Raw genomic sequence first — 21,260 nt, forward strand, 5'->3', positions numbered from 1 at the left:
GCATGCGAGCCATCTGGAAGGGCGCGATCACCTTCGGCCTGGTCAACGTGCCGGTGAAGATCTACAGCGCGACCGAGGACCACGACATCCCGCTGCACCAGGTCCACGACAAGGACGGCGGACGGATCCGGTATCAGCGCAAGTGCGAGATCTGCGGCGAGGTCGTCACCTTCGATCACATCGACAAGGCCTACGACGACGGCGAGCGCACGGTCGTGCTCACCAAGGACGAGCTGAAGGCGCTGCCGGAGGAGCGCGACCGCGAGATCGACGTCGTGCAGTTCGTGCCGAGCGAGCAGGTCGACCCGATCATGTTCGACCGCGCCTACATCCTCGAGCCGGACTCCTCCTCCCCCAAGGCCTACGTGCTGCTGCGCCGCACCCTCGAGGAGACCGACCGCACCGCCATCGTCGAGTTCGCGCTCCGGCAGAAGACCCGGCTCGCGGCGCTGCGGGTGCGCGGCAAGCTGCTGATGCTGCAGACGCTGCTCTGGGCCGACGAGGTGCGCGAGGTCGAGTTCCCGTCGCTCGAGGGCACCACCCGGATCGCCGCCCGCGAGCTGGAGATGTCCTCGCACCTGGTCGACTCCTACTCGGAGGACTTCGACGCGTCGAAGTTCCAGGACTCCTACCAGGCCGAGCTGCGCACCCTCATCGACGCGAAGATCGAGCAGGGCGACGCCCTCGACACCTCCGCGACCTTCGGCGAGAAGCCCGAGGAGGAGGGCGGCGGCGAGGTGCTCGACCTGATGGAGGCGCTGAAGCGCTCGGTCGAGCGCAGCCGCGGGGCGAAGGCGGACCCCGAGGAGAAGGCGCCGGCGAAGAAGCGGACGACGAGGAAGAAGGCCGACGAGGACGCCTCGGCCGACGAGGACTCGGCGCCGAGGAAGACCGCCGCCAAGAAGCCGCCGGCGAAGAAGAGCGCCGCGAAGACCGACGACGAGAAGGCCGCTCCGGAGAAGATCACCCCGAAGAAGAAGCCCGCCGCGAAGAAGGCGGCCTCGACGGCCGAAGCGGAGGAGGAGAAGGCGGCTTCCTGAGCCCCCGCTCCCCCTCGACCTCAGCCGAGGCGGACCGCCGCGCGACTCACGCGCACCACTCGTAGGGCGGGACCGAGCCCTCGGCGAGGGTGATGCCGTCCACGTAGTCCCGCTCGAGGTGGAAGAAGAGCGAGCTGCCGGACGCCCCGCTGACCACGGCGTAGTCGCCGTACATCTCGTCGCGCATCACCGCCGCATCGGGGTGCGCGGCCAGCAGCTCCGCGAGGGACGAGCCGAAGCCGATGTCGCGCCAGCTCCGCGGGGCCGGCGCGAAGGCCGACGAGCCCTGGACCACGACCATCAGGACCCGGTGCTCGTCGCTGTCCGCCCGGGCCACGACGTCCACGGAGACGGCGTCGCTCCCGGTGTCGATGTACCGGGCCCACGTGCAGTACTCGGGCAGCCCCTCGCTGACGAGCGGCACGTCGACCTCCACGTCGTCGAACGACTCGCCGAGCCCGATCGGCCCCACGGCGTCGAGCGTCACCTCCCAGGACGAGACGAGCGACGTCGTGAGGCTGGCCGCCGAGGCGTCGGGTCCGCAGGTGCAGACGACGATGCGGCGGATCGTCCCCGCGACCGCTCCGCCGCTGGAGCCGTCGTAGACGATCCGGTAGCCGCTCGCGCTGCCCGGGGCGGCGGCGAAGTCGGCCGACCAGCCGTCGTCGACGGCGACCGGCGCGGACGGAGCGCCGTAGATCGCCTGCGCGGCGGCGACATCGGCGCCGACCGCGACCCCGTCCGCGGTCGATGCTCCGGTCCTCGGGGTGATGGCGGTGAGCACGCCACCGCGGAACTCGAGCGTCGCGAAGGAGCACTCGACCAGGACGACCTCGACGGTCTCGCTCGTCACCGAGAAGCCGTCGAGCGCGAAGCGCGCCTGCTCGAGGGTCATCCCGAGGCGGGCCCTGCCGTAGCCCTCGGCCGTCACGAGGTCGCCGGTCGCGGTCGCCGCCCGCAGCCGTGCTGCGAGCTGGTTAGCGTCGGCCGCGTCGACGTAGCTGCCGGAGCCGAGGGTCGCGATGCACTGCAGCTGCGACTGCGCCTGCTCGTCGGCGTCGACCGCGAAGCCGATGACCTCGATCGAGAGCAGCGGATGCGCCTTCAGCACCTCGCCCGCGACCTCGCAGGAGGACGGCGGCGAGCAGGTGTCGACGCCGTCGCTGACGAGGACGATCGTCGCCGGCTCGTCGGTGGGCAGCTGCTCCGCCGCCGAGCGCAGCGCCGGGCCGATCGGGGTGAAGCCCGACTCGACGATGCCGGCGATCGCCGCCGTGAAGCCGACGGTGTCGACGGGCTGGACCGGCTGGAGGACGGTCACGTCGGAGCAGCCGGCCGCCCGCTCGGCGTCCGAGTTGCCGGTGCCGGTGCCGAAGACCGTCAGCCCGAGCTCGCTCGCCGGATCGAGTCCCTGGACGAGGGTCGTCGCGGCGGCCCGGGCGGCGTCCATGCGGGTGCCGCCCGTCGGGACGTCGCGGACCATCGAGCCGGAGGCGTCGAGGATGAGCATCGTCGGGACGCCGCCCGGGTCCGGGTCCGGGGCCGCGGCGGGGGCGTCGGCGGCCGGGATTCCGGCGGCGCTCGGGACGGCGTCGACCGGCTCCGGGTCGACCGCGGCGTTCGTCGAGGGCTCCACCGCAGCGCCGGGGAAGGGCAGGCCGGAGCCGCCACCGAGGAGCGTCGGCACCGTCAGCACGGCGCCCGTCACGAGCGTCAGCAGCACGAGCGCGCCGGCGGCGGTCGGCAGGATCCAGGCCCTGCTGCCTGCGGGGCGCGGGGAGCCGGAGGAGCGTGGGGTCATCGTGTCGTCCTCGGAGTCGGAGCGGGTGGCGAAGAAGAAGACGTCGGCGTCATGTGGAGCGCTCGCCGATCAGCACGTCGGCGATCACGAGACGCGTGCCGTCCCAGCGCATCGTCGCGGTGACCGGGCGGGTGGGCTGCGAGCCGCCGAGGTCCTCCCAGTACCAGGAGACTCGGAAGCCTCCATCAGCGTCGGCAGTCAGGTCGAGCACCTGGTCGCGATAGCCGCCAGGGACGATCTCGGGAAGTCCGATCGCATCGAGGACGCGTCCGTCGGCAGCGTAGAAGACGAGTGAGTCGGGCCAGTTGACTCCGCCGTGGCTGCAGCCGATCACCGAGACGCCAGCGGCGTCCGCGGTGGTCGGTGCTGCGAGGACGGCGAGGTGCGCCCCCGTCGAGACGCCCTCGTCGTGCAGGTACACGCCGCCCGGCTCGTCCGCGGGAGTCGGCAGGACGCCGTCGACGAGGGTCCCCGCGTCGAACTCGCAGAGCGCCGGCACAGGAGCGGAGGAGAAGAAGGCGGGCGAGAGCGCCGTCGCCGGCGCCTCCGGCAGGCCGTCCTGCGAGAGCGCCCACAGGCCGGTCGGCTCGGGGTCCGGCGTTACGGGCGTGCCGGAGGCGTAGCCGACCGCGGACGCCCCGTCCGCTCGGTTCTGCAGAGCCAGCAACGCGGATCGGGCGAGCCGCTCGGCGACCGCCTTGCCGAGCCCGGAGGAGTCCGGCGACTGCACGAGCCGGAAGACCTGGAGCACGTTCCCCGTGGTCGCCGTGACCACGGCCGTCGTGACTCCGACGTCGTCGCTGCGGACGCCGGCGAACCAGTGCACCGCATCGTCGGGCCCGTCCGAGGGCGCGGACCCGGTCCCGCTCTCGATCCAGGTCGTCGTCCGGAGCAGGTCGTAGTCCTGCGATCGCTCCTCGATGCGGTGGCAGCGCCCCGACGCACGCAGCAGATCGCCGTAGCGGTCCGCGGCAGCAGTCACGCTGGGCAGCAGGAGCAGCTCGCTCTCGAAGCCGGCGCCCGTGCGCGAGCGGTACCCGGCGGGGTGGAGAGCGTCGGCGTCGAGGATCGCCCGGCAGCTCTCCGGCTCGATCCCTCCACCGAGGAAGTCGGTGACCCGCTCGACGCCGAGCTCACCGTCGCCGGGGTCCACTCCGGTCAGCTCGCCGAGGACGCTCCCGCCGACGACGAGCGCCTCGAGCTCGGACGCGAGGTACGTCTCGTCGCCGGTGAGGGCGGCGGGGCTCGCGGGCACGACTCCGGAGGCGACGTCGCGGACGACGCCGCTCCCCCACGGCGTCGCGAGCGCCGCCCATGCGCCGGCGGCGACGACGAGCGCGGCGACGGTCGCGGTGACCGCTACGGAGACGGAGCGGCCGGCCATGTCAGACCGTCGAGCCGGACAGCGCGAGCCGCGTCCGCTCAGGCACGGGTCTCCCCGAGCAGCGACATCGCATTCTGCGCGTAGGCCTCGAAAGTGACGTCCCGCCCTTTCTCCTCCCAGTGCCGGCCGGCTCGGCGCTGCCCGACCACGCCGTTCGCCCATCCGAACGCGTCGGCGCTCCCACCTGCAGCTCGCTCGAGCATGGCGATGTCAGGGGCCTCGACGCGACTGAAGATCGTCGACCAGGCGATGACCGCGCCTGGCTCAGGGAGCACGACGTCGACGGAGCCGTCCGGCCGGAAAGAGAAGAGGAGGAGGCAGCCCGGCGCGTCACGCGAGGAGAGGCAGACCAGGATGGTCGTCCGCTCCCCGCTCCTCATCAGCACCCGGGCGACCCGGAGCCGATCGGGGCTTTCGGGAAGCCGTCGGAGCGCCGATCGCACCTCCTCCAGCGCCGCCTCCTCCACCGTCGCGCCCAGCGCGCTGCGGGCAGCGAGTGTCGCCCCTCCCACATCCGCGACCGCGTCCGCCGAGAGCAGATCGCCGCCGAAGAGCCCGCTCGTGAGCGCCGAAGCGAGAACCTCGCGACGGTCCTCGGCCTGAGCCAGGAACAGCAGCTCAGCCGAGAACAAGGTGCTGATCGTCTTCACAGCTTCGTCCCCATCCAGTAGAAGAAGTCGTTCGTCGTGCCCGCTACTCCGTCAACGATCGACAGACCGAAGCCGCCGAGGCCCTCGTAGCGCTCGGCGAGTCGGATGTGCTGCTCAGGGGTCAGAGTGTCGAACGATGCGCTGTCACCGAACATGAACCGTGCGCCCTGATCGAGGGCACCTCCTGGGCTGTCGTAGAAGGTGTTCACGCCCTGGTAGATGCCGGTGCCGATGAGCTTGCCGCCTTCCCACGCGAGGCCCGCGCCCGGGATGAAGAGTCCGGCGACTCCCGCAAGGGTGTCCAGAGCCGCTTCCACCTGTCCCCCCGTATCCCCGTCTCGTACCGCGGAGTAGAGGTCCCAACCGATGAAGAGGAATCCGATGGCACTGGCGACACCGCCGAGCGACTTGAACTCCTTGAGCACATCGTCGATGGAGTTCATCCCGGTCCCGCCGGCGTCGACGATCTTCTGCAGGGCCTTGAGATAGGCGGCGCCGTCCGAAGCGAGTCCGTGAACTCCGAGGAGCGCCCTGATCGCCTCGGAGAAGTCCTCCAGCGAGATCTGCCCGACCGTGGTCCCGTCCGGGCGGCCTCCACCGAGTCGAGTACCGCCGTCGCGAGCGCTCGCGCGTTCCTGCTGCTCAGCCTGCTTCAGGACGTCCCGCGAGATGCGCTCGAGGGCGTCCGAGGCGCTCTGCACCTGGCGGCTGTACTCGCTGTCCCACAGCATCCGGAACCGCACGGCCACCGGGCCCATCCAGGCGGCGATGCGGATGCCGCTCCCGATGCGCTGGCGCGAGCCGTTCAGCTGGTCGCTGGCGGACTGGAGCCGCCGCGCCAGGTCGCGCAGCTGCGCCACATCGGCGCCGTACATTCCACTGCTCATCACTTCTCCTCCTCGACGCTCTCGGACGACCGGAGGGGCGGGATCCTGTCGGAACCCGCCCCCGTCGGGTCATCCGTTCGAGACGCTCTCCTGCGCCGACGCGTTCTGCGAGGCGCGCTGCGAGGCGTCCTGCAGGGCGTTGATGACGCGGTTGAGCGCCGCGACGTGCGTGCTCGACCAGTCGTTGCGGAACTGCTCCGCGTCCGGTCCCGTCCACTGCGTGTTGCCGAGCTGGTTCGTGAGGGTCGAGAGCACCTGCTGGATCGTGCTCGCCTCCTGGTTGAGCTTGCTCGAGAGCTGGCGGACCTGCTCGACGTCGAGTCCCCAAACGGCCATGGTGTTCGTCCTTTCGTCGTTGCTCCGGAGCATCCGGAGGCTTGGTTCTCCGGCCGTCCGGCTCCCGCTGGCGGGTTCCCGGTCGACCTGTGGAGAAGTTATCGAGGGCTGGACGGGGGGTCGATGGGCACGGGTGCCCATGCCTCCCCCGGGTGCTTCAGCCCGAGTCCGTGGCGATCTGCAGCTTCACCGACCGGCCGCGACCGATGAGGAACCCCCGGCCGGGCGGAAGATCCGCGCGGCGGATCCTGCCGAGTGGAGTGCCGAGAAGTGTGTCGCCGTCCGTCTCGCCGGGAACGACCAGGAGGCCCCGCCTGCCCGCCTTGAAGGGCTGCGCGAGCGTGTAGGACTGGCTCCATGTCGACGACTCCCCTTCGCCGACCACGAAGACGCCGGCCCGGACACCGGCTCGCACGAGCCGGTCGAGCGCCATCTCGGCCTCGGTCCCGGTGAAGTCGGTGAGCCCCTCGATCACGAGGGCGCTGCCCGCCGGCCCGAAGCGTCCGAGCTCGATCTCGCTGGTGAGCGAATCGGCCGCCGCCGCGACCTCGGGGACCCCGACGACGCTGGCACTCCAGGCGGGCCTGGCCCCGAGACCGGACCGCCGAGAGGCGAGGTGGACGACGCGCGCTCCGCGCCCGCCTCGCCGCAGTGCCGCAGCGAGCGAGGCGAGCGCGGTCGTCCGTCCTCCCCCCGGCGACCCTGCGACCAGGAACGCACCGGAGGCGTCCACTCCGATCGGGGCGAGATCCTCGTCGGCGAGTCCGATGCAGACGCCGGACGATGCGACGGCCGGCAGGCCGGCAAGAGGTACGACCTCCGGGAGGCGCTCGACGGGCGAAGCAGCCACAGCGCCCTGCCGGCGCATCGCGTCGGCCAGGCTGGCGATCTTGCGGGCCTGGATGGCCACGTTCGACTCGCCGCCGAGCACGGCGATCTGCACCTCGCTGCCCTCGCTCACGCCGCGTCCCGGAGGCGAGGTGGCGGAGAGCACGTCCTTGGGCACGCCGAGCAGCAGGTAGTCGTCCTCGGCGGCGAGCCGGAGCACGACGCGGCGCTGGATGGTCGAGTTGAGGGAGGTGGGCACCGAGTTGGGACGGTCGCCCGCGACGACGATGTGGATCCCGAGCTGCCGCCCGTCGGTCGCGATCTGCGTGAAGACGCTGAACCAGGCACTGGTGCCGGCGTACTCGTAGGCCTCCCGGAAGGCGCCGATGCCGTCGACGAGCAGCAGGATCCGCGGTTCGTCGGGGCGATCCGCGAGCCGGCGGTACTCCCCGATCGTCGAGGCGTCGACGGCGCCGAAGCGTTCGGCGCGGTCGGCGACGAGGTCGCGGAGCATCCGGAGCAGGCGCACGACCCGCTCGTCGTCGTCGCCGCGGACGATCGCGCCGACGTGCGGCAGGTCGTTGAGCATCTGCAGGCCGTTGGCGCCGAAGTCGAGGCCGTAGACCTGCACGGGGCCTCCGCGCGGCGTCACGGCCGCCGCGACCGCGATCGAGCGCAGGGTCGTCGACTTCCCCGAGCCGCCGGTGCCGAAGACGGCCATGTTGCCGTCGCGGTCGGGCTCGTAGAAGACAGTCGGCTGGCTCTGCGTCTCGGGGCTGTCGACGACCCCCAGCAGCAGGCGGTCGTCGGTGCGCGGGTGCGGCAGCTTCGAGAAGTCGTAGGCGGGGGCGAGCTCGTCGAGCCAGGGCTTCCGCGGTGCGGGGACGCGCGCCTCGGCGGCCGCCCGGCCGATCGTCGCCACCATGCGGGCGATGTCCGTCGGACCGGGGTCCCCGGTCTCCTCCGCCTCGACCGTGCTCTGCTCCCAGGCGGCGCCGGAGCCGAAGGCCATCTCCTCGATGTCGATCCGGGGCGGCGGCGCCTCACCGGTGGTCCGCCCGCCGGCGTAGCCGGTCTGGAAGCCGGCGATCCGGCCCGGTCCCGTCTTGGCGGCCCCGCGCCCGGGGATGCCGGGGTCGAAGGAGGCCGCCATCGGCGTGCCCAGGATGTCGGTCGAGTCGTCGGCGTCCGCCATCCGCAGGGCGATGCGCAGGTTGGTGTTCGCGCGGAGGTTGTCCTTGATGACGCCGGCCGGCCGCTGCGTGGCGAGGATCAGGTGCAGACCGAGCGAGCGGCCCCGCTGGGCGACGTCGACCACGCCGTCCACGAACTCCGGCACCTCATTCACCAGCGCGGCGAACTCGTCGACGATGATCAGCAGGCTCGGCGGGGTCTCCGGGTCGCCCGTCTTCTCCATTGAGACGAGGTCCTTCATCTTCTTGCGGTTGAGCAGGTGCTCCCGGTAGCGCAGCTCGGCCCGGAGGCTGGTCAGCGCGCGGCGGACGAGGTGCGGCGAGAGGTCGGTGACCAGGCCGACGGTGTGCGGCAGCTGCACGCAGTCGGCGAAGGCCGCGCCGCCCTTGTAGTCGACGAAGAGGAGGGCGACGCGGTCGGGGCTGTAGGCGGACGCGAGGCCGAGCACCCAGGACTGCAGGAACTCCGATTTGCCGGCTCCCGTGGTCCCGCCGACGAGAGCGTGCGGTCCCTGGCTGCGCAGGTCGAGGTAGAACGGCTCGGTGCCGGCCGAGCCGACGAGCGCCCGCAGCGAGCCGGCCGAGCGGCGCCGCACGGGGGCGGACCCGTCGCGCACGGTGATCGACTTGCTCTCGCGCCAGCGGTCGATGACCGCGCCGGACGCGGCGATCAGCTCGGGACCCGCCAGTGCGGCGTAGGCGACCTCGCGCGGCAGATCGGACGAGTCCTCGACCGGGACCCCGCCGTCGACGACGGGCGAGAGGGAGCGCGCGAGCGCGAGGGCCGTGCTCGCGTCGACGGTCTCGAAGACCACCGGGTGCGAGTGCTCGCCGAGGCGGACCTGCCCGGTCGTCGCGGGCGAGCCCGGGTCGGCGACGAGCAGGAAGCTGCGGGCGGCGGCGGGGAGCTCGGCGATGCTCGCGGAGCACCACAGCACGTGGACGCCCGCGTCCGGCCCGCGCTCGGCCAGCCGGATCAGCCGAGCCCGGTCGACGGGAGCGTCGTCCTCGACGACCACGATCACCGCGGGCGTCACGGGATCGGGCAGGTGGTCGGCCTCCTCGGGGCCGACCGAGCCGCGCAGGGCGGGCCCCTCCTCGCGCCGCTCCTCGACGAGCTCCTCGAGCCGGGACAGCAGCGACGCGCCGGACCCGGGGTTGTCGGCGAGGTGCTCCCCCGCGAGGGGCGAGTGCACCGAGCCGGTGTGCGGCAGCCACTCCAGCCACGACCAGGTCGAGCGCGAGGCGGGCGAGGTGAGCGCCGCGACGGCGAGCTCGGCCGGCGAGTGCGTGCCGACCAGCTGCACGGCGATCGCGCGGGCGACGTCGGCGCGGACGGCGGCCGGCCCGGCGATCCCGAGCGCACCGCTGCTGCGGAGCTCGGCGACGACGGGAACGCCGTGCACGAGGCGGTGACGCTCGACGGTCGCGGCCAGCTCGCGGAGGAACTCCGGCTCGGTGTCGTTGCCCGCGGTCTGCTCGATCCGGCAGCGGGAGGGGAGCGAGCCGACGCCGAGCCGCACCGCGAGGAAGCCGCGGTGCTCGGGGCGGTGGGTCCAGAGGTCCTCGCCGCGCTGGGCGATCGCGGTGACCGCGTCGGCGGCCGACGGCTGCTCGGCGAGGCGCACGGCCCGCTCGACGGCCTGCGCGGCCCGGACGTCCTCCTCGAGGGCCTCGAGCGAGCGGGAGAACGCGGCGACCTGCGCCTTCCGGGTCCGCCGCTCGGTGACGGTGTGGTCGATCCAGGTGCCGATCGCGAGCAGCGGGCTGAGGGCGACGAAGATCACGCTCAGCAGCTGCTGCGTGAGCACGTAGAGCACGGCGCCCATGATCAGCGGGGCGACGAGCGCGAGCAGCGGGAACCGCTGGGGCGTCGGCCGGGACGGCGGCGTCGGAGCGGGGAGCACGCGCTCCTCGAACCGCACGACGACCCGCGGTGAGCGCGTGAAGTCGATCACCGGAGTGGTGGGCGGGGCGCCGCCGAGGCGGGCGAGCGGAACGACGCTCATGGCGCTGTCGCCGATCACGACGACGTCGGCCGGGGTGAGCATCGCCCTCTGCACGAGCCGCCCGCCCATGCTGAGGCCGTTCGCGGAGTTGGTGTCGATGATCTCCACCGTCTCGCCGATGCTCACCCTCGCGTGCCGCTTGGAGATCAGCGGGTCGGAGAGCCGCACGTCGACCCCGCGCTCCCGGCCGAGACGGCTGGTGCCGGCAGGGAGCGGAAACTCGCGGCCCGCGTCGGGGCCCGAGAGCACGCGCAGCACGGCGACCGCCGGGCCGCGGTCCCGGTCGGCGCCGTCCGCGGCGGCGGCCCGCGAGATCTGCACGGTCCCCCCGGAGCGGATGCCGGCCTCCACGATCGCGAGATCGGGGTGGATCGAGCGCGGGCGGTCGAGGCCGCTCGCGCCGAGGACGTCGAGGGTGACCGGTCCGGCGCCGCCGGATCCCGCGTGCTCGCGGTCGGTCCGCAGCGGGTCTGCCTCGAGCAGGGCCGCGGCCACCGCGCCGACCGAGACGGTCGCATCGACGGTGACGACGACGTCCGTGCTCGTGCCGGACGCGCGTCGGAGTGTCAGCTTCAGGCGCATCAGTCGGTCCCGTCCTCGTCCGGCTCGTCCTGCGGCGCGTCCAGGAGCGGGAGATCGGCGCGGGTGACCAGCCGGCTGGTGACCGCGTACTCGACCAGGCGGGTGCGGCGGTGGGTGGCCAGCGAGCCGGTCTCGCCGCGCACGCCCTGCACGCCGACGCGGGCGAGCTTCTCGCAGACGTTGTCGAGCTTGCGGTTGAACCGGGTCTGCGTCCAGCCGAGCCGCGCCGCCGCCTTGGCCGAGCTCGGGATCACGCTCGTGCCGGTGCCCTCCCGGCGCAGCATCGGCTCGCAGAGGGCGACGATCAGCAGCCGCTGCGACGCCGTGAACGGGGTCACGCCGATCGTCGTCGCCCCGGTGAGGGCGCGCGGTGCGAGCACGGAGTCGAAGGTCGGCCTGCTCGAGTACAGCGTCAGCTCGTAGGTGGTCGGACCGGCCGTGAACACCACCATCGTCGTGCCGAACACGATCGGCAGGCGGCTGCCGGGTGAGAGCCAGGCCTGGATGCCGCCCGAGCCGTCGGTGACGGTCGCCGACAGCCGGCTCCCGACGTTGCAGAGCCACCAGAGACCCTCGGCGCGGACGATCTGCAGGAACCGCCGGTGCAGGAACGGATTGTCGTCGAGGTCGAGGGCGCCCTCCCGGCCGATCTCGAAGGGCTCGTCGCCGAGCGGGAACCACTCGCCGCAGAACTCGACGCTCAGCTCGGCGTCGGCGACGACCGGCATCGGCACGGTGCCGCTCACGGCGCGCACGCCGTCGTCGGGGCCGAGGCGCGGCCGCTCTGGCGGAGCAGCGTCACCTCGAGGCAGGTCTGTCCTGAGGCGTCGGCGGGGACCGTCACGGTGCTCTCCTCCTGCGTGCGGGGATCGGGGATCGAGCCGGTGCCGGCCGGAGCCCAGAGGAAGCGGTCGCCGTCCTCCGGCTGCGGGTTGGTCCAGGTGAAGACGACGCCGTCGGCACCGACCGCGCCGGCGAGTCCGGTGACGGCGGGGACGTCGACCCGGCCGACCGGATCGGCGGGCGCCTCGGGCGCCGTGGTGCGGCGGGGGTCCGCGGTCGAGGTCGGCATCGCCGCGACCAGTGCGGCCCCGCCCGCGACGGAGGCGGCCGCGAGTACCGCGATCCCGGTGATCACGAGCGGCCGGCGACGGCGCGCGGGCGCCGGTGCGCTCCGCGGCGGCTCCTGGACCGGCGCGCGGGGCTCCGACAGCGGAGCCGGGGCGACGAAGGAGGCGGCGGACCCGCGCGCCATCGTCCGCTCCAGGTCGAACGCCGGGACGCCGGAGATCTCGGCGAGCGCCGGCGCGGCCGCGCGAGGAGCGACGGGTCGCGGCACCGGATCGATGCTGACGATGCCGCGGATGCGGGTGTTGCCGTCGTCCTCCTCCTCCACCCGCTCCTGCGGCAGGGCGTCGTCGAGCACGTCGGCCGTGGTGACGGCGAGGGAGAGCTCGACCTGGATCCGCTGCAGGGCGCGGCCGAACTCGAGGGCGGTGGTGAAACGGCCCTGCGGCGCCTTCGCCATGCTGATGGCGAGCACCCGGTCGAGCGAGGCCGGCGCGTCGGCGCGCCCGAGCGGCGGCAGCGGCGCCGAGCGGATCCGCTCGATCAGCTCGTGCGAATTGATCGAGCGCCCCGGCAGCTCGAACGGCGAGCGCCCGGTCAGCAAGGAGTAGACGGTCGCGCCGAGGGCGTAGACGTCGAGGGCGACCTCGTTCGGGATCTCGGCGCCGAACGCCTCGGGGGGCGACCATGGGATCGACAGTCCTGCGAGGTCGGCGGAGCCGTCCAGGAGCGCTCCGGCGATGCCGAAGTCGGTGAGGGCCGGCCGGTCGTAGGCGGTCACGAGCACGTTGGCGGGCTTGATGTCGCGGTGCAGGATGCCCGCGCGGTGCACGGTCTCGACCGCGCCGGCCACCTGGATGCCGATGCGCAGCGCGTCGGCGACGGCCAGCCGGCCGCTCTTCAGCCGGACGGCGAGGTTGGGGTTCGGGCAGTACTCCATCGCCAGGTAGGGCCGGCCGTCGGCGGCGATGTCGGCCTGGTAGATGGTGACGATCGACGGGTGCGTCGAGAGGGAGGCCATCAGGTTCGCCTCGGCCTCGAACGCGTCGCGCTCGCGATCCGTCGTCAGGCCTGCGCGGAGCACCTTGATCGCGACGGTGCGCCGGGGGCGGGCCTGCTCGTAGAGGAAGACGTCGGCGAAGCCGCCGGAGCCCAGCGGCCGCTGGAACTCGAAGCCCTGGATCGCGGGGGGCGGGGACGACCGCGGCGCGCTCATGCCTGCTCTCGGATCGTCACGGTGACGCCGTCGCCGAGGTCGAGGACGTCGCCGCCGGCGAGCACCATCGACTCCGACCCGGTGAGCCGCACGGGCACCTGCCCCGAGCGGAGCAGGAGCGTGCCGTTCACCGACGCCAGGTCGCGGACGACGACGAACCGGCCCTCCGCGCGGACCTCGACGTGGCTGCGCGAGATGTCCTGGAGCGGGCTCGGCACGGTGATCAGCCGCGGCAGCTCGTGCGCGGCCACGCGGCCCGCGGAGGGGCGCCGGCCGATCACGACGGGACGGTCGAGCTCGACGACGTCGCCGGTGGAGAGCTCGAGGCGGGCGATCGCGCTCGTCGGCGTCGCCGGGGCGGGCGCGAGGGCGCGCAGCTCGGCGATCGAGATCGTGTGCCCGTCGTGGTCCCCGTCTCCGACCTCCGGAGACGGCGACGCGGCCGGGACGAGGTCGATCAGCCCGTGCTCGTCCTCCGGCTCGCGGATCGCGGCGTCCTCGACGACCCGGGCAACGGTCTCGCCGAAGAGGTGGTCGTACTCGTCGTCGGCGGCGCGGACCGTGTCGGAGACGGGCACGCGGGTCTCGTCGTGGCCGAGGGGGGCGGCGGCGGGCTCGGGCGCGGCGGCCGGCGCGGAGACGGCGGGCGGCGCCGGAGCCGCAGGGGGCGCGGCGGCGGACGGGGCGGAGTAGCCCCACTCGTCGAGCTCGCCGGTCTCGGCCGCGGGCTCGGCGGCGGGGATCCGCCCGACCGACGCCGGGTCCGCGTCCTGCGGCTCGACGACCACCGGATCGACGACGACCGGCTCGACGAGCACCGGCTCGACGGTGACCGGCACCGCGACCACCGGCGCCACCACGACCGGGACGGCCTCCTCGGCCGGCGGCGGCGCGGCGGGAGCCTCGACGGCAGCGACCCCGACGACCTGCGGCTCGACGATCGCCGTGTCGACGACCGGCACGACCTCGACGACCGGCTCCTCCTCGGTCGGATCCGCCACGTCGCCCACCTCCGCGCCGACCGGCCGGGCTTCGAGGGTCGCGCCCCGGAACGTCGCCGTCAGCCGCGAGCAGAGCACGACCCCGCTGCCGATCGGCAGGCTCAGCGCCGCCCCGCGCCGGCCCGCCTTGACGCGCAGGCTGATCGAGACCGGAGCGGCGATCATCCGCTCGTTCCAGGTGGTCACCCCCTCGCCGGAGAGTGCGACGACGGGCGCGTCGTCGCCGAGCTCCTCGATCACCTCGACGAGCAGATCGCCGCGGACCGCGACCCGCGACAGGTCGTCCTCGAGGGAGACGACGGCGAACGGCGGGAGCGCCAGCAGGCCGGCCCCGAAGACTCCGGTGAGCGACTCGAGCACGCCCGCGAGGCCGCGGCCCGCCGCGAAGGCCTCGGAGACCTGCTTGACGCCCTCCTCGCCCAGCACGTCGGGCAGCAGCGCCATCCCGCGGTCGGAGACGACGCCGAACCAGCGGCCGGGTCGATAGCGGATCTCGGTCACGGGCGAGCCCCCTCGGTGTCGGGAGTGCCGGCGACGAACGGTGCCGCGACGATCTCGCGCGTGACGATCGCGCGCGGCACGGTGTCGTCGCTGACGGCGGTGGCGAGCGGCAGCCGGTCGCTCGGCACGGTGCGATCGAGGTCGTCGCCGGCGCTGACGGCCGTCGCGTCGATGACCAGCACGGTCAGGTTGTCGCGGCCGCCGTGGAGGAGCGACTCGTGCAGCAGCCGGGTGGCCGCGGCCTGCGGGTCGGCCTCGTCGCGCAGGACGAGAGCGATGCGGGCGTCGTCGAGCTCGGTGGTGAGCCCGTCGGAGCAGACCAGCATCCGGTCGCCCGTCGCGGCGGGGAGCAGCCAGAAGTCGGGCGCACCGGCGCTGCCCGCACCCAGCGCCCGGGTGATCACGTTGCGCTGCGGGTGGGTCTGCATCCCGGAGGCGTCGAGCTCGCCCGCCTCCACGAGCTCCTGCACCACCGAGTGGTCGACGCTGACCTGCTCGAGGGCGCCGTGCGCCATGCGGTAGGTGCGGGAGTCGCCGAGGTTGAACACGAGCCAGTAGCCCAGGTCCTCGATCTCGGCGATGGCCAGTCCGCTGACGGTCGTCCCGGCGCTGCGCTCGGTGCTGAGGGCCAGCTCCGCGATGCGGACCTGGGCGCCGGCGAAGCACTCCTCGATCTCGGAGACGCGGACCGTGTCGTGGCCGACCAGGCTGCGGAACTCGTCGACGGCGATCGCGCTGGCGACCTCTCCGGCGTCGTGCCCGCCCATGCCGTCGGCGACGACGAAGACCGGGGGTTCCGCGACGTGCGAGTCCTCGTTGATCGCCCGCTTCATCCCGCGGTCGGTGGCGCTGCCCCACTGCACGGCGATCGGGCTGCCCGCAGCGCTCATGCCCACTCCACCGCCGCCGTGCGGTCGCCGAAGGTCAGCGTGGCGCCGACGGGCACCGCGGCGCGACCGCCGGGCGGCACCGGGGTCGCCGTGCCGTCGATCACGACCCCGGTCCCGTTGGTCGAGTGCCGGTCGATCACCGAGAGCTCGTCGCCGAGGAGCTCGAGCCGCGCGTGCGTCTTCGAGATCGAGCGGGTCGTGTCGGCGAGCGCCACCAGCTCGCCCGCCGCCTCGCCGGTGCGCGGCGCGGGGTTGCGGCCGACGAGCGCGGAGTCGGAGACGACCACGACGGTCCCGTCGTCGAAGCGGAGCCGGACCGCGCGCGGGCGCGGTTGCGCGGGGGCGCCGGCGCTCATCCGGGTGAGCTCGAGGTCCTCCGGCTCGTGCGCGGGGGCGCTCGGCCGGGCCGGAGCCGGGGCGGCGGAGCCGGGCACGGCGGAGATCACGCCGCCTGCGGGCGGTCCCGCGAAGCTCGCCGGCGCGGCGGCCGGCGCGGAGTACACGGCGGGCGCGGCGGTCGCGGGCGCGGAGGCGAGGGGCGCGGAGTACGCAGCGGGCACGGCAGCGGCGACCGACGACTCCGCTGTCGCACGCGGAACGACCGGCTCGTCGAGGTCGGCGACCACGGCCACCGACGAGGTCGGCACCGGCGCCTCCCGCAGGGACGAGACGGGACGCGACGCGCCCGCCGAGCGGGTGTCGATCATCCAGGTGCCCGTGGCCTGGTCGTGCCAGCCGCGGTTCTCCCCCGAGGTGTCGAACAGCGGCGAGAAGTAGCCGACGATGATCGCGGCGCAGAGGTTGAAGACGACGTTCCGGCCGGCCGCCTTCCAGAATCCGAGCGGTTCCCCGCTGTCGTAGCGCACGAGGCGCAGACCGAGCATCCGCATCCCCGGGGTGCCCCGCCCGCCCTGCGCCTTCGTGTAGAAGAGGCCGAAGGCGAGGATCAGAATGGTCGGCCCGAACGCTCCGAAGTACGCGATCGCACTGTAGGCGCCGGTCGTGGAGGCCGTCTGCCAGAGCGCCCAGGTGAGGAGCCAGACGATCACGTAGGAGAGGAAGAACCAGACGCCGACGATGACACTGTCCAGCAGGTAGGCCCCGACCCGGGGGCCGAGCGCGGCCGGAACGCCGAACGGCACGGCCGCTGTCCGGCGCGGAGTCCCGGCGCTGAGGGCAGCCGCCCCGCAGCCGCGGCAGAACGCCGCGCTCGCGTCCATCGTCGTCGAGCAGCGCGAGCACACCCAGCCGGACGTCGTCGTGTCAGCCATGGAGATCCTCGTTCCTCGCGGGTCGCCCCGTCGTGTTCGTCCGGGCGCCGCGGGCGGCGGTGGTGGCGCGGGTCAGCCAGGCCGGCCGCAGGGAGCGCAGGGACAGGCGCGCCCGGAGCCGCCGCCAGGGCGAGACGGTGGCGTGCAGCTCCGCGACGAGCGCGTCGGTCTGCTCCCAGAAGGCGGCGACCTCGGCGTCGACCGGATCCAGCGGCCCGAAGACCGCGGCATCGGCCCGCCGGGCCAGGACCGCCACCCCTGCGCTCGGGTACTCGGAGTGCAGCAGAGCCGCGTCCTCGAGGCGGGTGGCCCCGGCCGGGACGACGGTCCCCAGGTCGGCGGCGCGGTCGAGCACCTCGTCCCAGCCGCCGCTGATCCGGTCGGCCGCATGCTCGGCGCCCACCCGCGCCCGGCGGCGTCGGCGCTTGAGGGCCGCGATGAGCAGCGCGGGGCCGAAGAGCAGCGCCGCCAGGCCGACGACTCCGCCGGCGACCGCGAGCACGACGCCGATCCAGCCCAGGTCCGGGCCCCGGTCGTCCTCGGTCTCGTCCTCCTGGACCACGTCCGGCGGCACGACGGCCGGCTCCTGCGGGGGCGGCGGCGGCTGGAGGACCTGGGCCTTCGGCTGGGCCGCCGGCTCGGGCTGCTGATCCTGCAGGATCTGCTCCTTCGGCGGCGTGGGATCGAAGGCCACCCAGCCGTGCTCCGCGAACGCGACCTCGACCCACGCGTGCAGGTCGTCGCCGGTGAGCGCGACGTCGCCGGAGAGATCCGACCCGGCCGCCGGGTAGTAGCCCATCACCACGCGGGCCGGGAGACCGAGCTCGTCGACCATCAGCGCCATCGTGGTCGCGTAGTGCTCGTCGTCGCCGACCATCCCCCTCTCGTCCGTGAGCAGCAGCTGCAGCCGCTCCGAGCCGTGACCGGGGCGGGACTCCGCCTCGCCCTCGAGGCCGTGGCTGAAGTAGCCCTGCGTCGAGAGCGTGGTCGCGATCGCCCGCACCTGGCTGAGCGCGGTGGTCGCCTCACCCACCGAGGCGAGCGTCGCGTCGGTGAGCGCCTCCGGGACGTCGACCGGCGTCGGCACGGTGACGGGTGCCGCGACGGCGTCGGCGAGCTCCTCGTCGCTCGGCACCGGGGGGAGGGTCGTGGTCAGCGTGTAGGAGTCGCCGGCCGCGAGCCGCGAGGTCACGACCGCGACGCCGGTCTCGTCGTTGTAGTGCAGCGATCCGCTCAGCGCCTCGGCCCGCGGCCCGGCGAACTCGATCGACGACGGGTAGCCCGCGTCTGGCAGCCAGACTCCGCCGAGGTCCGCCGCGGTGAAGCGGAGCACGGCCGGCGTGCCCTCGTGCTCGCCGGCGATGGTGCTGCCGACGCGGGCGAAGCTGCCGGAGCCGCCCCCGCCGCCGGTCACGTCGAAGACGGTCCCGGTGTACGCGTCCATGGTCGCGAGGCGCACCCGCACGCCCTCCTGCAGGCCCGACACCGTGAACAGGGTCGCGTCCTTCTGATCGCGGACGGTCTTGCGGAAGGAGGCGAGCGGCGTCGGGTAGTCGTCGAGGTCGAACGGCGGCACGATGTCCTCGCGGAGAGTCGAGCGCGACCCGGCCGGGGCGACGGCGCCGGCGGAGACGCCGACGACTGCGGCCGCGAGCGCCAGGACGAGGGCGCCGGAGCCGATCCGGCGCAGCCGCAGCTGACGGACCGCGGAGGGGTCGACCGCCCCGTCGCCGCCGGCGGCGGAGGTCTGCGCCGACTGGCGGCGCCAGGCCGCCCAGGCCAGCCCGACGACGCCGAAGGCGATCGCCTGGGCGAGGGGCGCGACGGCGTCCGCGGTGCCGAAGAGGATCGAGACGAGCACCAGAGCCGCGGCCGGCACGAGCGCCCAGACCGGGCGCGGGGCGCGCAGGGCGATCGTCGCCGCGACGACGGCGCAGACCAGCGCGGCGCAGAACGGCACGACGAGCAGCTCCGGGAAGCCGTTCGCCGGCGGCTCGACGGTGAGCAGGCTCTTCCACGAGGTGACCAGCGCGGTCGCGAGGCCCAGGAGGCTCTCCGGGCTCGGGATGACGCCGAGGAGGCCCGCGGAGCGGAACGCCGCCGCGGTGCCGACGAGGGAGTAGGCGGCGGCGGTCACCGCGGTCGTCGTCAGCAGGCCCCAGCGGGCTCGCGCCGCGAGGGCGCCGACCGCGAGACCGGCGACGATCCCGAGGCCGCCCGCGACGAGGTGGTCCGCGCCGGCGAAGACCCGGCCGAAGCCGACCGCGCCGACGGCGAGCAGCACCGCGAGGGCGACCAGATCGACGGCGACGGCCGCCGGTGCCCGGCCCCTCACGCGGCACCTCGCCGCACGGCCGCCGGCAGCTCCTCGAGAGCCGGGACGCTGAGCAGCGCGAGCTCCCCGATGCTGCGGCGGGCGGCGGGCCGATCCTCGTCGCAGCTCACGCCGAGGACGCGGGCGTCGGGGGGCAGCTGCCGGGCCGCCGAGCGGAACCGCGGTGCCGTCACCTCCGAGCCGACGACGAGGATCACGACCGACGCCTGCGGCACCGAGCGGGCGAGGGAGCGCGACAGGCCGACGAGGTCGCCCCTGCTCTGCCCGAGCTCCACCCCGGAGAGGTCGTCGAGCAGGCGCTTGCCTATGCCCGCGTGCAGCGACCGGCCCTGCACGAGCACGCTGAGCTGCTGCCCGTCGCGCAGCGCCTGGAGGCCGAGGGAGGCGCAGCTGGAGACGGCGAGCTCGAACTGCTCGTCGTCGCGGTAGTCGGCGGGATCGAGCGACAGGCCGATCGCGAGGTGCGAGCGCCGCGTCTCCTCGAACTGGCGCACCATCAGCGTGCCGGTGCGCGCCGTGGTCTTCCAGTGCACGTAGCGGCGGTCGTCGCCGGGCGCGTAGGCGCGGAGGGCGTGGAAGGAGACGTCGTTGTTGGAGAGCTCCGGGGCCGGCCGGCCCTCGAGGTCCTTGAGGAAGCCGGACGACGAGCCGCCGACGGCGACGGTGCGCGGGTGCACGAAGAGGTCGCCGGGCACGGTGTGCGGCACGACGCGGCGGAAGAGCCCGAGGCCGTCGCCGCGGACCGAGCGGACGGGTCCGACGCGGATCACACCGCGCCGCGCCGTCGGGATGGTGAAGAGCTCCTCGTGCACGGCCGCCGCCTCCAGCCGCGGGAGCGGGAACACCGCCAGCCCGCCGCCGACCGGCAGCTCGACCCGCGCGGGCAGGAGCGAGCGGGCCGAGGCGTTGCGCACCTCGACGCGGCCGACCGCCCGCTCCCCCGCGACCACCCGGGTGGTCGCGAGATCGAGGTCGACGGAGTAGGCGGAGCGCCCGATCATGAACGGAGCGGCGGCGATCAGCACCGCCAGCGCCAGGACCGCGAGCAGGACCAGCTCGCTCCAGCCCTGCACCGCGCCGACGATCCAGGCGAGGCCGGCCAGCGCGAGGAGGACCCAGGCGAACGAGGTCGCCACCGCGACCACGGGCACGGCGCGGGAACGCACGGGCGCGAGCAAGACGCCGGCCGTCTCGACCACGTGGCGCGACCGCTCGACGGCGGCGCCCGCGCGTCGCGCGAGCCCCTCCCTCCGGAGCACTCCGATCCCGGTCATGCCGCTTGACGCTCCTGCGGCGCGGCGACCTCGGCGAGCACGCGCCCGAGCACGCCGTCGGCCGTGGCGCCGGCGAACTCGGCCTCGGGATCGAGGACGAAGCGGTGCAGCCAGACCGAGGCGACCAGCTGCTTGACGTCGTCCGGAAGCACGTAGTGCCGGCCGTTCGCCGCCGCCCAGACCTTGCAGGCGCGGATCAGCGCCATCGAGCCGCGGACCGAGACGCCGATCCGGGTCTCCGGCGCCGAGCGGGTGGCCTCGGCGAGCTGCACGACGTAGCGCAGCACGGCGCCGTCGACGTGCACGGTCGCCGCGAGGTCGGCCATGTCGGCGACGGCCTGGGTCGTGATGATCGCGCGCAGCCCGGCGGAGGGGTTGCGCTCCCCCGCACCCGCCAGGATCCGCTCGGCGGACGCCGCGTCGGGGTAGCCGATCGAGGTCTTGATCAGGAAGCGGTCCAGCTGCGCCTCGGGCAGGCGGTAGGTGCCGGCCTGCTCGATCGGGTTCTGCGTGGCGATGACGAGGAAGGGCCGCCCGACCTCGTGGCCGACGCCGTCGACCGTGACCCGCGACTCCTCCATCACCTCGAGCAGCGCCGACTGCGTCTTCGGCGAGGCGCGGTTGATCTCGTCGGCGAGCACGATCGACGCGAAGATCGGGCCGCGGTGGAAGTCGAAGCGCCCCGACTTCTGGTCGTAGATCGTCACGCCGGTGACGTCGCTCGGCAGCAGGTCGGGCGTGAACTGGATCCGGTTGCTGGTGCCCTGCACCGTCGCCGCGATCGCCTTCGCGAGGCTGGTCTTGCCGGTCCCCGGCGCGTCCTCGAGCAGCACGTGCCCCTCGGCGAGCATCGCCGTGAGCACGAGCGAGACCACCTCGGACTTGCCGAGCACGGCCTGCCCGACGTTCTGCACGAGCTTCTCGAACGTGGCGGCGAACCAGGCGGCCTGGTCGGGTGTCATGGTCATCAGTGCGATCCCTCTTCTCGGTGCCG

At 73.9% G+C, this 21,260-nt stretch carries 15 protein-coding genes; 1 reads left to right on the top strand and 14 read right to left on the bottom strand.

Translation table 11 applies throughout. The features are described 5' to 3' along the window. Positions 1 to 2 precede the first annotated feature (2 nt). Positions 3 to 1,040 carry a Ku protein gene (locus C5B95_RS08420; protein ID WP_104348931.1) on the top strand — a complete coding sequence of 346 codons (1,038 nt, stop codon included), beginning with the start codon at positions 3 to 5 and terminating at the stop codon, positions 1,038 to 1,040. A gap of 46 nt (positions 1,041 to 1,086) precedes the next feature. Here C5B95_RS08420 and C5B95_RS08425 read toward each other — a convergent pair whose 3' ends face one another. The 14 genes from C5B95_RS08425 to C5B95_RS08490 form a co-directional block, all read right to left on the bottom strand. Continuing rightward, entirely contained in the window at positions 1,087 to 2,841 is a 1,755-nt protein-coding gene (locus C5B95_RS08425; protein WP_104348932.1) for a VWA domain-containing protein, read from the bottom strand. Between the two features lie 49 nt (positions 2,842 to 2,890). Beyond that, complete coding sequence (locus C5B95_RS08430) at positions 2,891 to 4,225, bottom strand: hypothetical protein (RefSeq protein ID WP_104222299.1); 1,335 nt, start codon at positions 4,223 to 4,225, stop codon at positions 2,891 to 2,893. 38 nt (positions 4,226 to 4,263) lie between these two features. Next, positions 4,264 to 4,875: a hypothetical protein gene (locus C5B95_RS08435; protein ID WP_104222297.1), complete on the bottom strand. Its 612-nt coding sequence runs from the start codon at positions 4,873 to 4,875 to the stop codon at positions 4,264 to 4,266. Continuing rightward, complete coding sequence (locus tag C5B95_RS08440; RefSeq protein ID WP_146076545.1) at positions 4,872 to 5,762, bottom strand: WXG100 family type VII secretion target; 891 nt, start codon at positions 5,760 to 5,762, stop codon at positions 4,872 to 4,874. The genes C5B95_RS08435 and C5B95_RS08440 overlap by 4 nt, the downstream gene beginning before the upstream one ends. A 69-nt stretch (positions 5,763 to 5,831) precedes the next feature. Next, positions 5,832 to 6,098, bottom strand: a complete 267-nt coding sequence (locus C5B95_RS08445) for a WXG100 family type VII secretion target (protein WP_104222293.1) — start codon at positions 6,096 to 6,098, stop codon at positions 5,832 to 5,834. A 157-nt stretch (positions 6,099 to 6,255) separates the two neighbouring features. Next, complete coding sequence (locus C5B95_RS08450; protein ID WP_104308091.1) at positions 6,256 to 10,710, bottom strand: FtsK/SpoIIIE domain-containing protein; 4,455 nt, start codon at positions 10,708 to 10,710, stop codon at positions 6,256 to 6,258. After that, complete coding sequence (locus tag C5B95_RS08455; RefSeq protein ID WP_104308122.1) at positions 10,710 to 11,438, bottom strand: hypothetical protein; 729 nt, start codon at positions 11,436 to 11,438, stop codon at positions 10,710 to 10,712. The genes C5B95_RS08450 and C5B95_RS08455 overlap by 1 nt, the downstream gene beginning before the upstream one ends. A 14-nt stretch (positions 11,439 to 11,452) precedes the next feature. After that, the gene (locus C5B95_RS08460; RefSeq protein ID WP_104348934.1) at positions 11,453 to 12,994 is read right to left on the bottom strand and encodes a serine/threonine-protein kinase; all 1,542 of its coding nucleotides are present in this window, start codon (positions 12,992 to 12,994) and stop codon (positions 11,453 to 11,455) included. Further along, the gene (locus C5B95_RS08465) at positions 12,991 to 14,496 is read right to left on the bottom strand and encodes an FHA domain-containing protein (RefSeq protein WP_104348935.1); all 1,506 of its coding nucleotides are present in this window, start codon (positions 14,494 to 14,496) and stop codon (positions 12,991 to 12,993) included. Before C5B95_RS08465 ends, C5B95_RS08460 begins: the two co-directional genes overlap by 4 nt. Beyond that, entirely contained in the window at positions 14,493 to 15,386 is an 894-nt protein-coding gene (locus C5B95_RS08470) for a PP2C family serine/threonine-protein phosphatase (protein ID WP_104267534.1), read from the bottom strand. Before C5B95_RS08470 ends, C5B95_RS08465 begins: the two co-directional genes overlap by 4 nt. Continuing rightward, positions 15,383 to 16,657, bottom strand: coding sequence for an RDD family protein (locus tag C5B95_RS08475; protein ID WP_104348936.1), 1,275 nt, complete (start codon positions 16,655 to 16,657; stop codon positions 15,383 to 15,385). The genes C5B95_RS08470 and C5B95_RS08475 overlap by 4 nt, the downstream gene beginning before the upstream one ends. Continuing rightward, positions 16,650 to 18,992 carry a transglutaminase-like domain-containing protein gene (locus C5B95_RS08480; RefSeq protein ID WP_104222281.1) on the bottom strand — a complete coding sequence of 781 codons (2,343 nt, stop codon included), beginning with the start codon at positions 18,990 to 18,992 and terminating at the stop codon, positions 16,650 to 16,652. Before C5B95_RS08480 ends, C5B95_RS08475 begins: the two co-directional genes overlap by 8 nt. After that, positions 18,989 to 20,266 carry a DUF58 domain-containing protein gene (locus tag C5B95_RS08485; RefSeq protein WP_104222279.1) on the bottom strand — a complete coding sequence of 426 codons (1,278 nt, stop codon included), beginning with the start codon at positions 20,264 to 20,266 and terminating at the stop codon, positions 18,989 to 18,991. Before C5B95_RS08485 ends, C5B95_RS08480 begins: the two co-directional genes overlap by 4 nt. Then, positions 20,263 to 21,234, bottom strand: a complete 972-nt coding sequence (locus C5B95_RS08490) for a MoxR family ATPase (RefSeq protein ID WP_181068034.1) — start codon at positions 21,232 to 21,234, stop codon at positions 20,263 to 20,265. The genes C5B95_RS08485 and C5B95_RS08490 overlap by 4 nt, the downstream gene beginning before the upstream one ends. Positions 21,235 to 21,260 lie beyond the last annotated feature (26 nt).

This window comes from Rathayibacter sp. AY1A7 (genome assembly GCF_002930845.1).
In the GTDB taxonomy this organism is placed as follows: domain Bacteria; phylum Actinomycetota; class Actinomycetes; order Actinomycetales; family Microbacteriaceae; genus Rathayibacter.

Excerpts from the sequence above, each read along its gene's own strand:
- C5B95_RS08420 (WP_104348931.1), top strand. The coding sequence starts at position 3 with ATGCGAGCCATCTGGAAGGGCGCGATCACCTTCGGCCTGGTCAACGTG.
- C5B95_RS08425 (WP_104348932.1), bottom strand. The coding sequence starts at position 2,841 with ATGACCCCACGCTCCTCCGGCTCCCCGCGCCCCGCAGGCAGCAGGGCC.
- C5B95_RS08430 (WP_104222299.1), bottom strand. The coding sequence starts at position 4,225 with ATGGCCGGCCGCTCCGTCTCCGTAGCGGTCACCGCGACCGTCGCCGCG.
- C5B95_RS08440 (WP_146076545.1), bottom strand. The coding sequence starts at position 5,762 with ATGAGCAGTGGAATGTACGGCGCCGATGTGGCGCAGCTGCGCGACCTG.
- C5B95_RS08445 (WP_104222293.1), bottom strand. The coding sequence starts at position 6,098 with ATGGCCGTTTGGGGACTCGACGTCGAGCAGGTCCGCCAGCTCTCGAGC.
- C5B95_RS08450 (WP_104308091.1), bottom strand. The coding sequence starts at position 10,710 with ATGCGCCTGAAGCTGACACTCCGACGCGCGTCCGGCACGAGCACGGAC.
- C5B95_RS08455 (WP_104308122.1), bottom strand. The coding sequence starts at position 11,438 with ATGCCGGTCGTCGCCGACGCCGAGCTGAGCGTCGAGTTCTGCGGCGAG.
- C5B95_RS08460 (WP_104348934.1), bottom strand. The coding sequence starts at position 12,994 with ATGAGCGCGCCGCGGTCGTCCCCGCCCCCCGCGATCCAGGGCTTCGAG.
- C5B95_RS08470 (WP_104267534.1), bottom strand. The coding sequence starts at position 15,386 with ATGAGCGCTGCGGGCAGCCCGATCGCCGTGCAGTGGGGCAGCGCCACC.
- C5B95_RS08475 (WP_104348936.1), bottom strand. The coding sequence starts at position 16,657 with ATGGCTGACACGACGACGTCCGGCTGGGTGTGCTCGCGCTGCTCGACG.
- C5B95_RS08485 (WP_104222279.1), bottom strand. The coding sequence starts at position 20,266 with ATGACCGGGATCGGAGTGCTCCGGAGGGAGGGGCTCGCGCGACGCGCG.
- C5B95_RS08490 (WP_181068034.1), bottom strand. The coding sequence starts at position 21,234 with ATGACCATGACACCCGACCAGGCCGCCTGGTTCGCCGCCACGTTCGAG.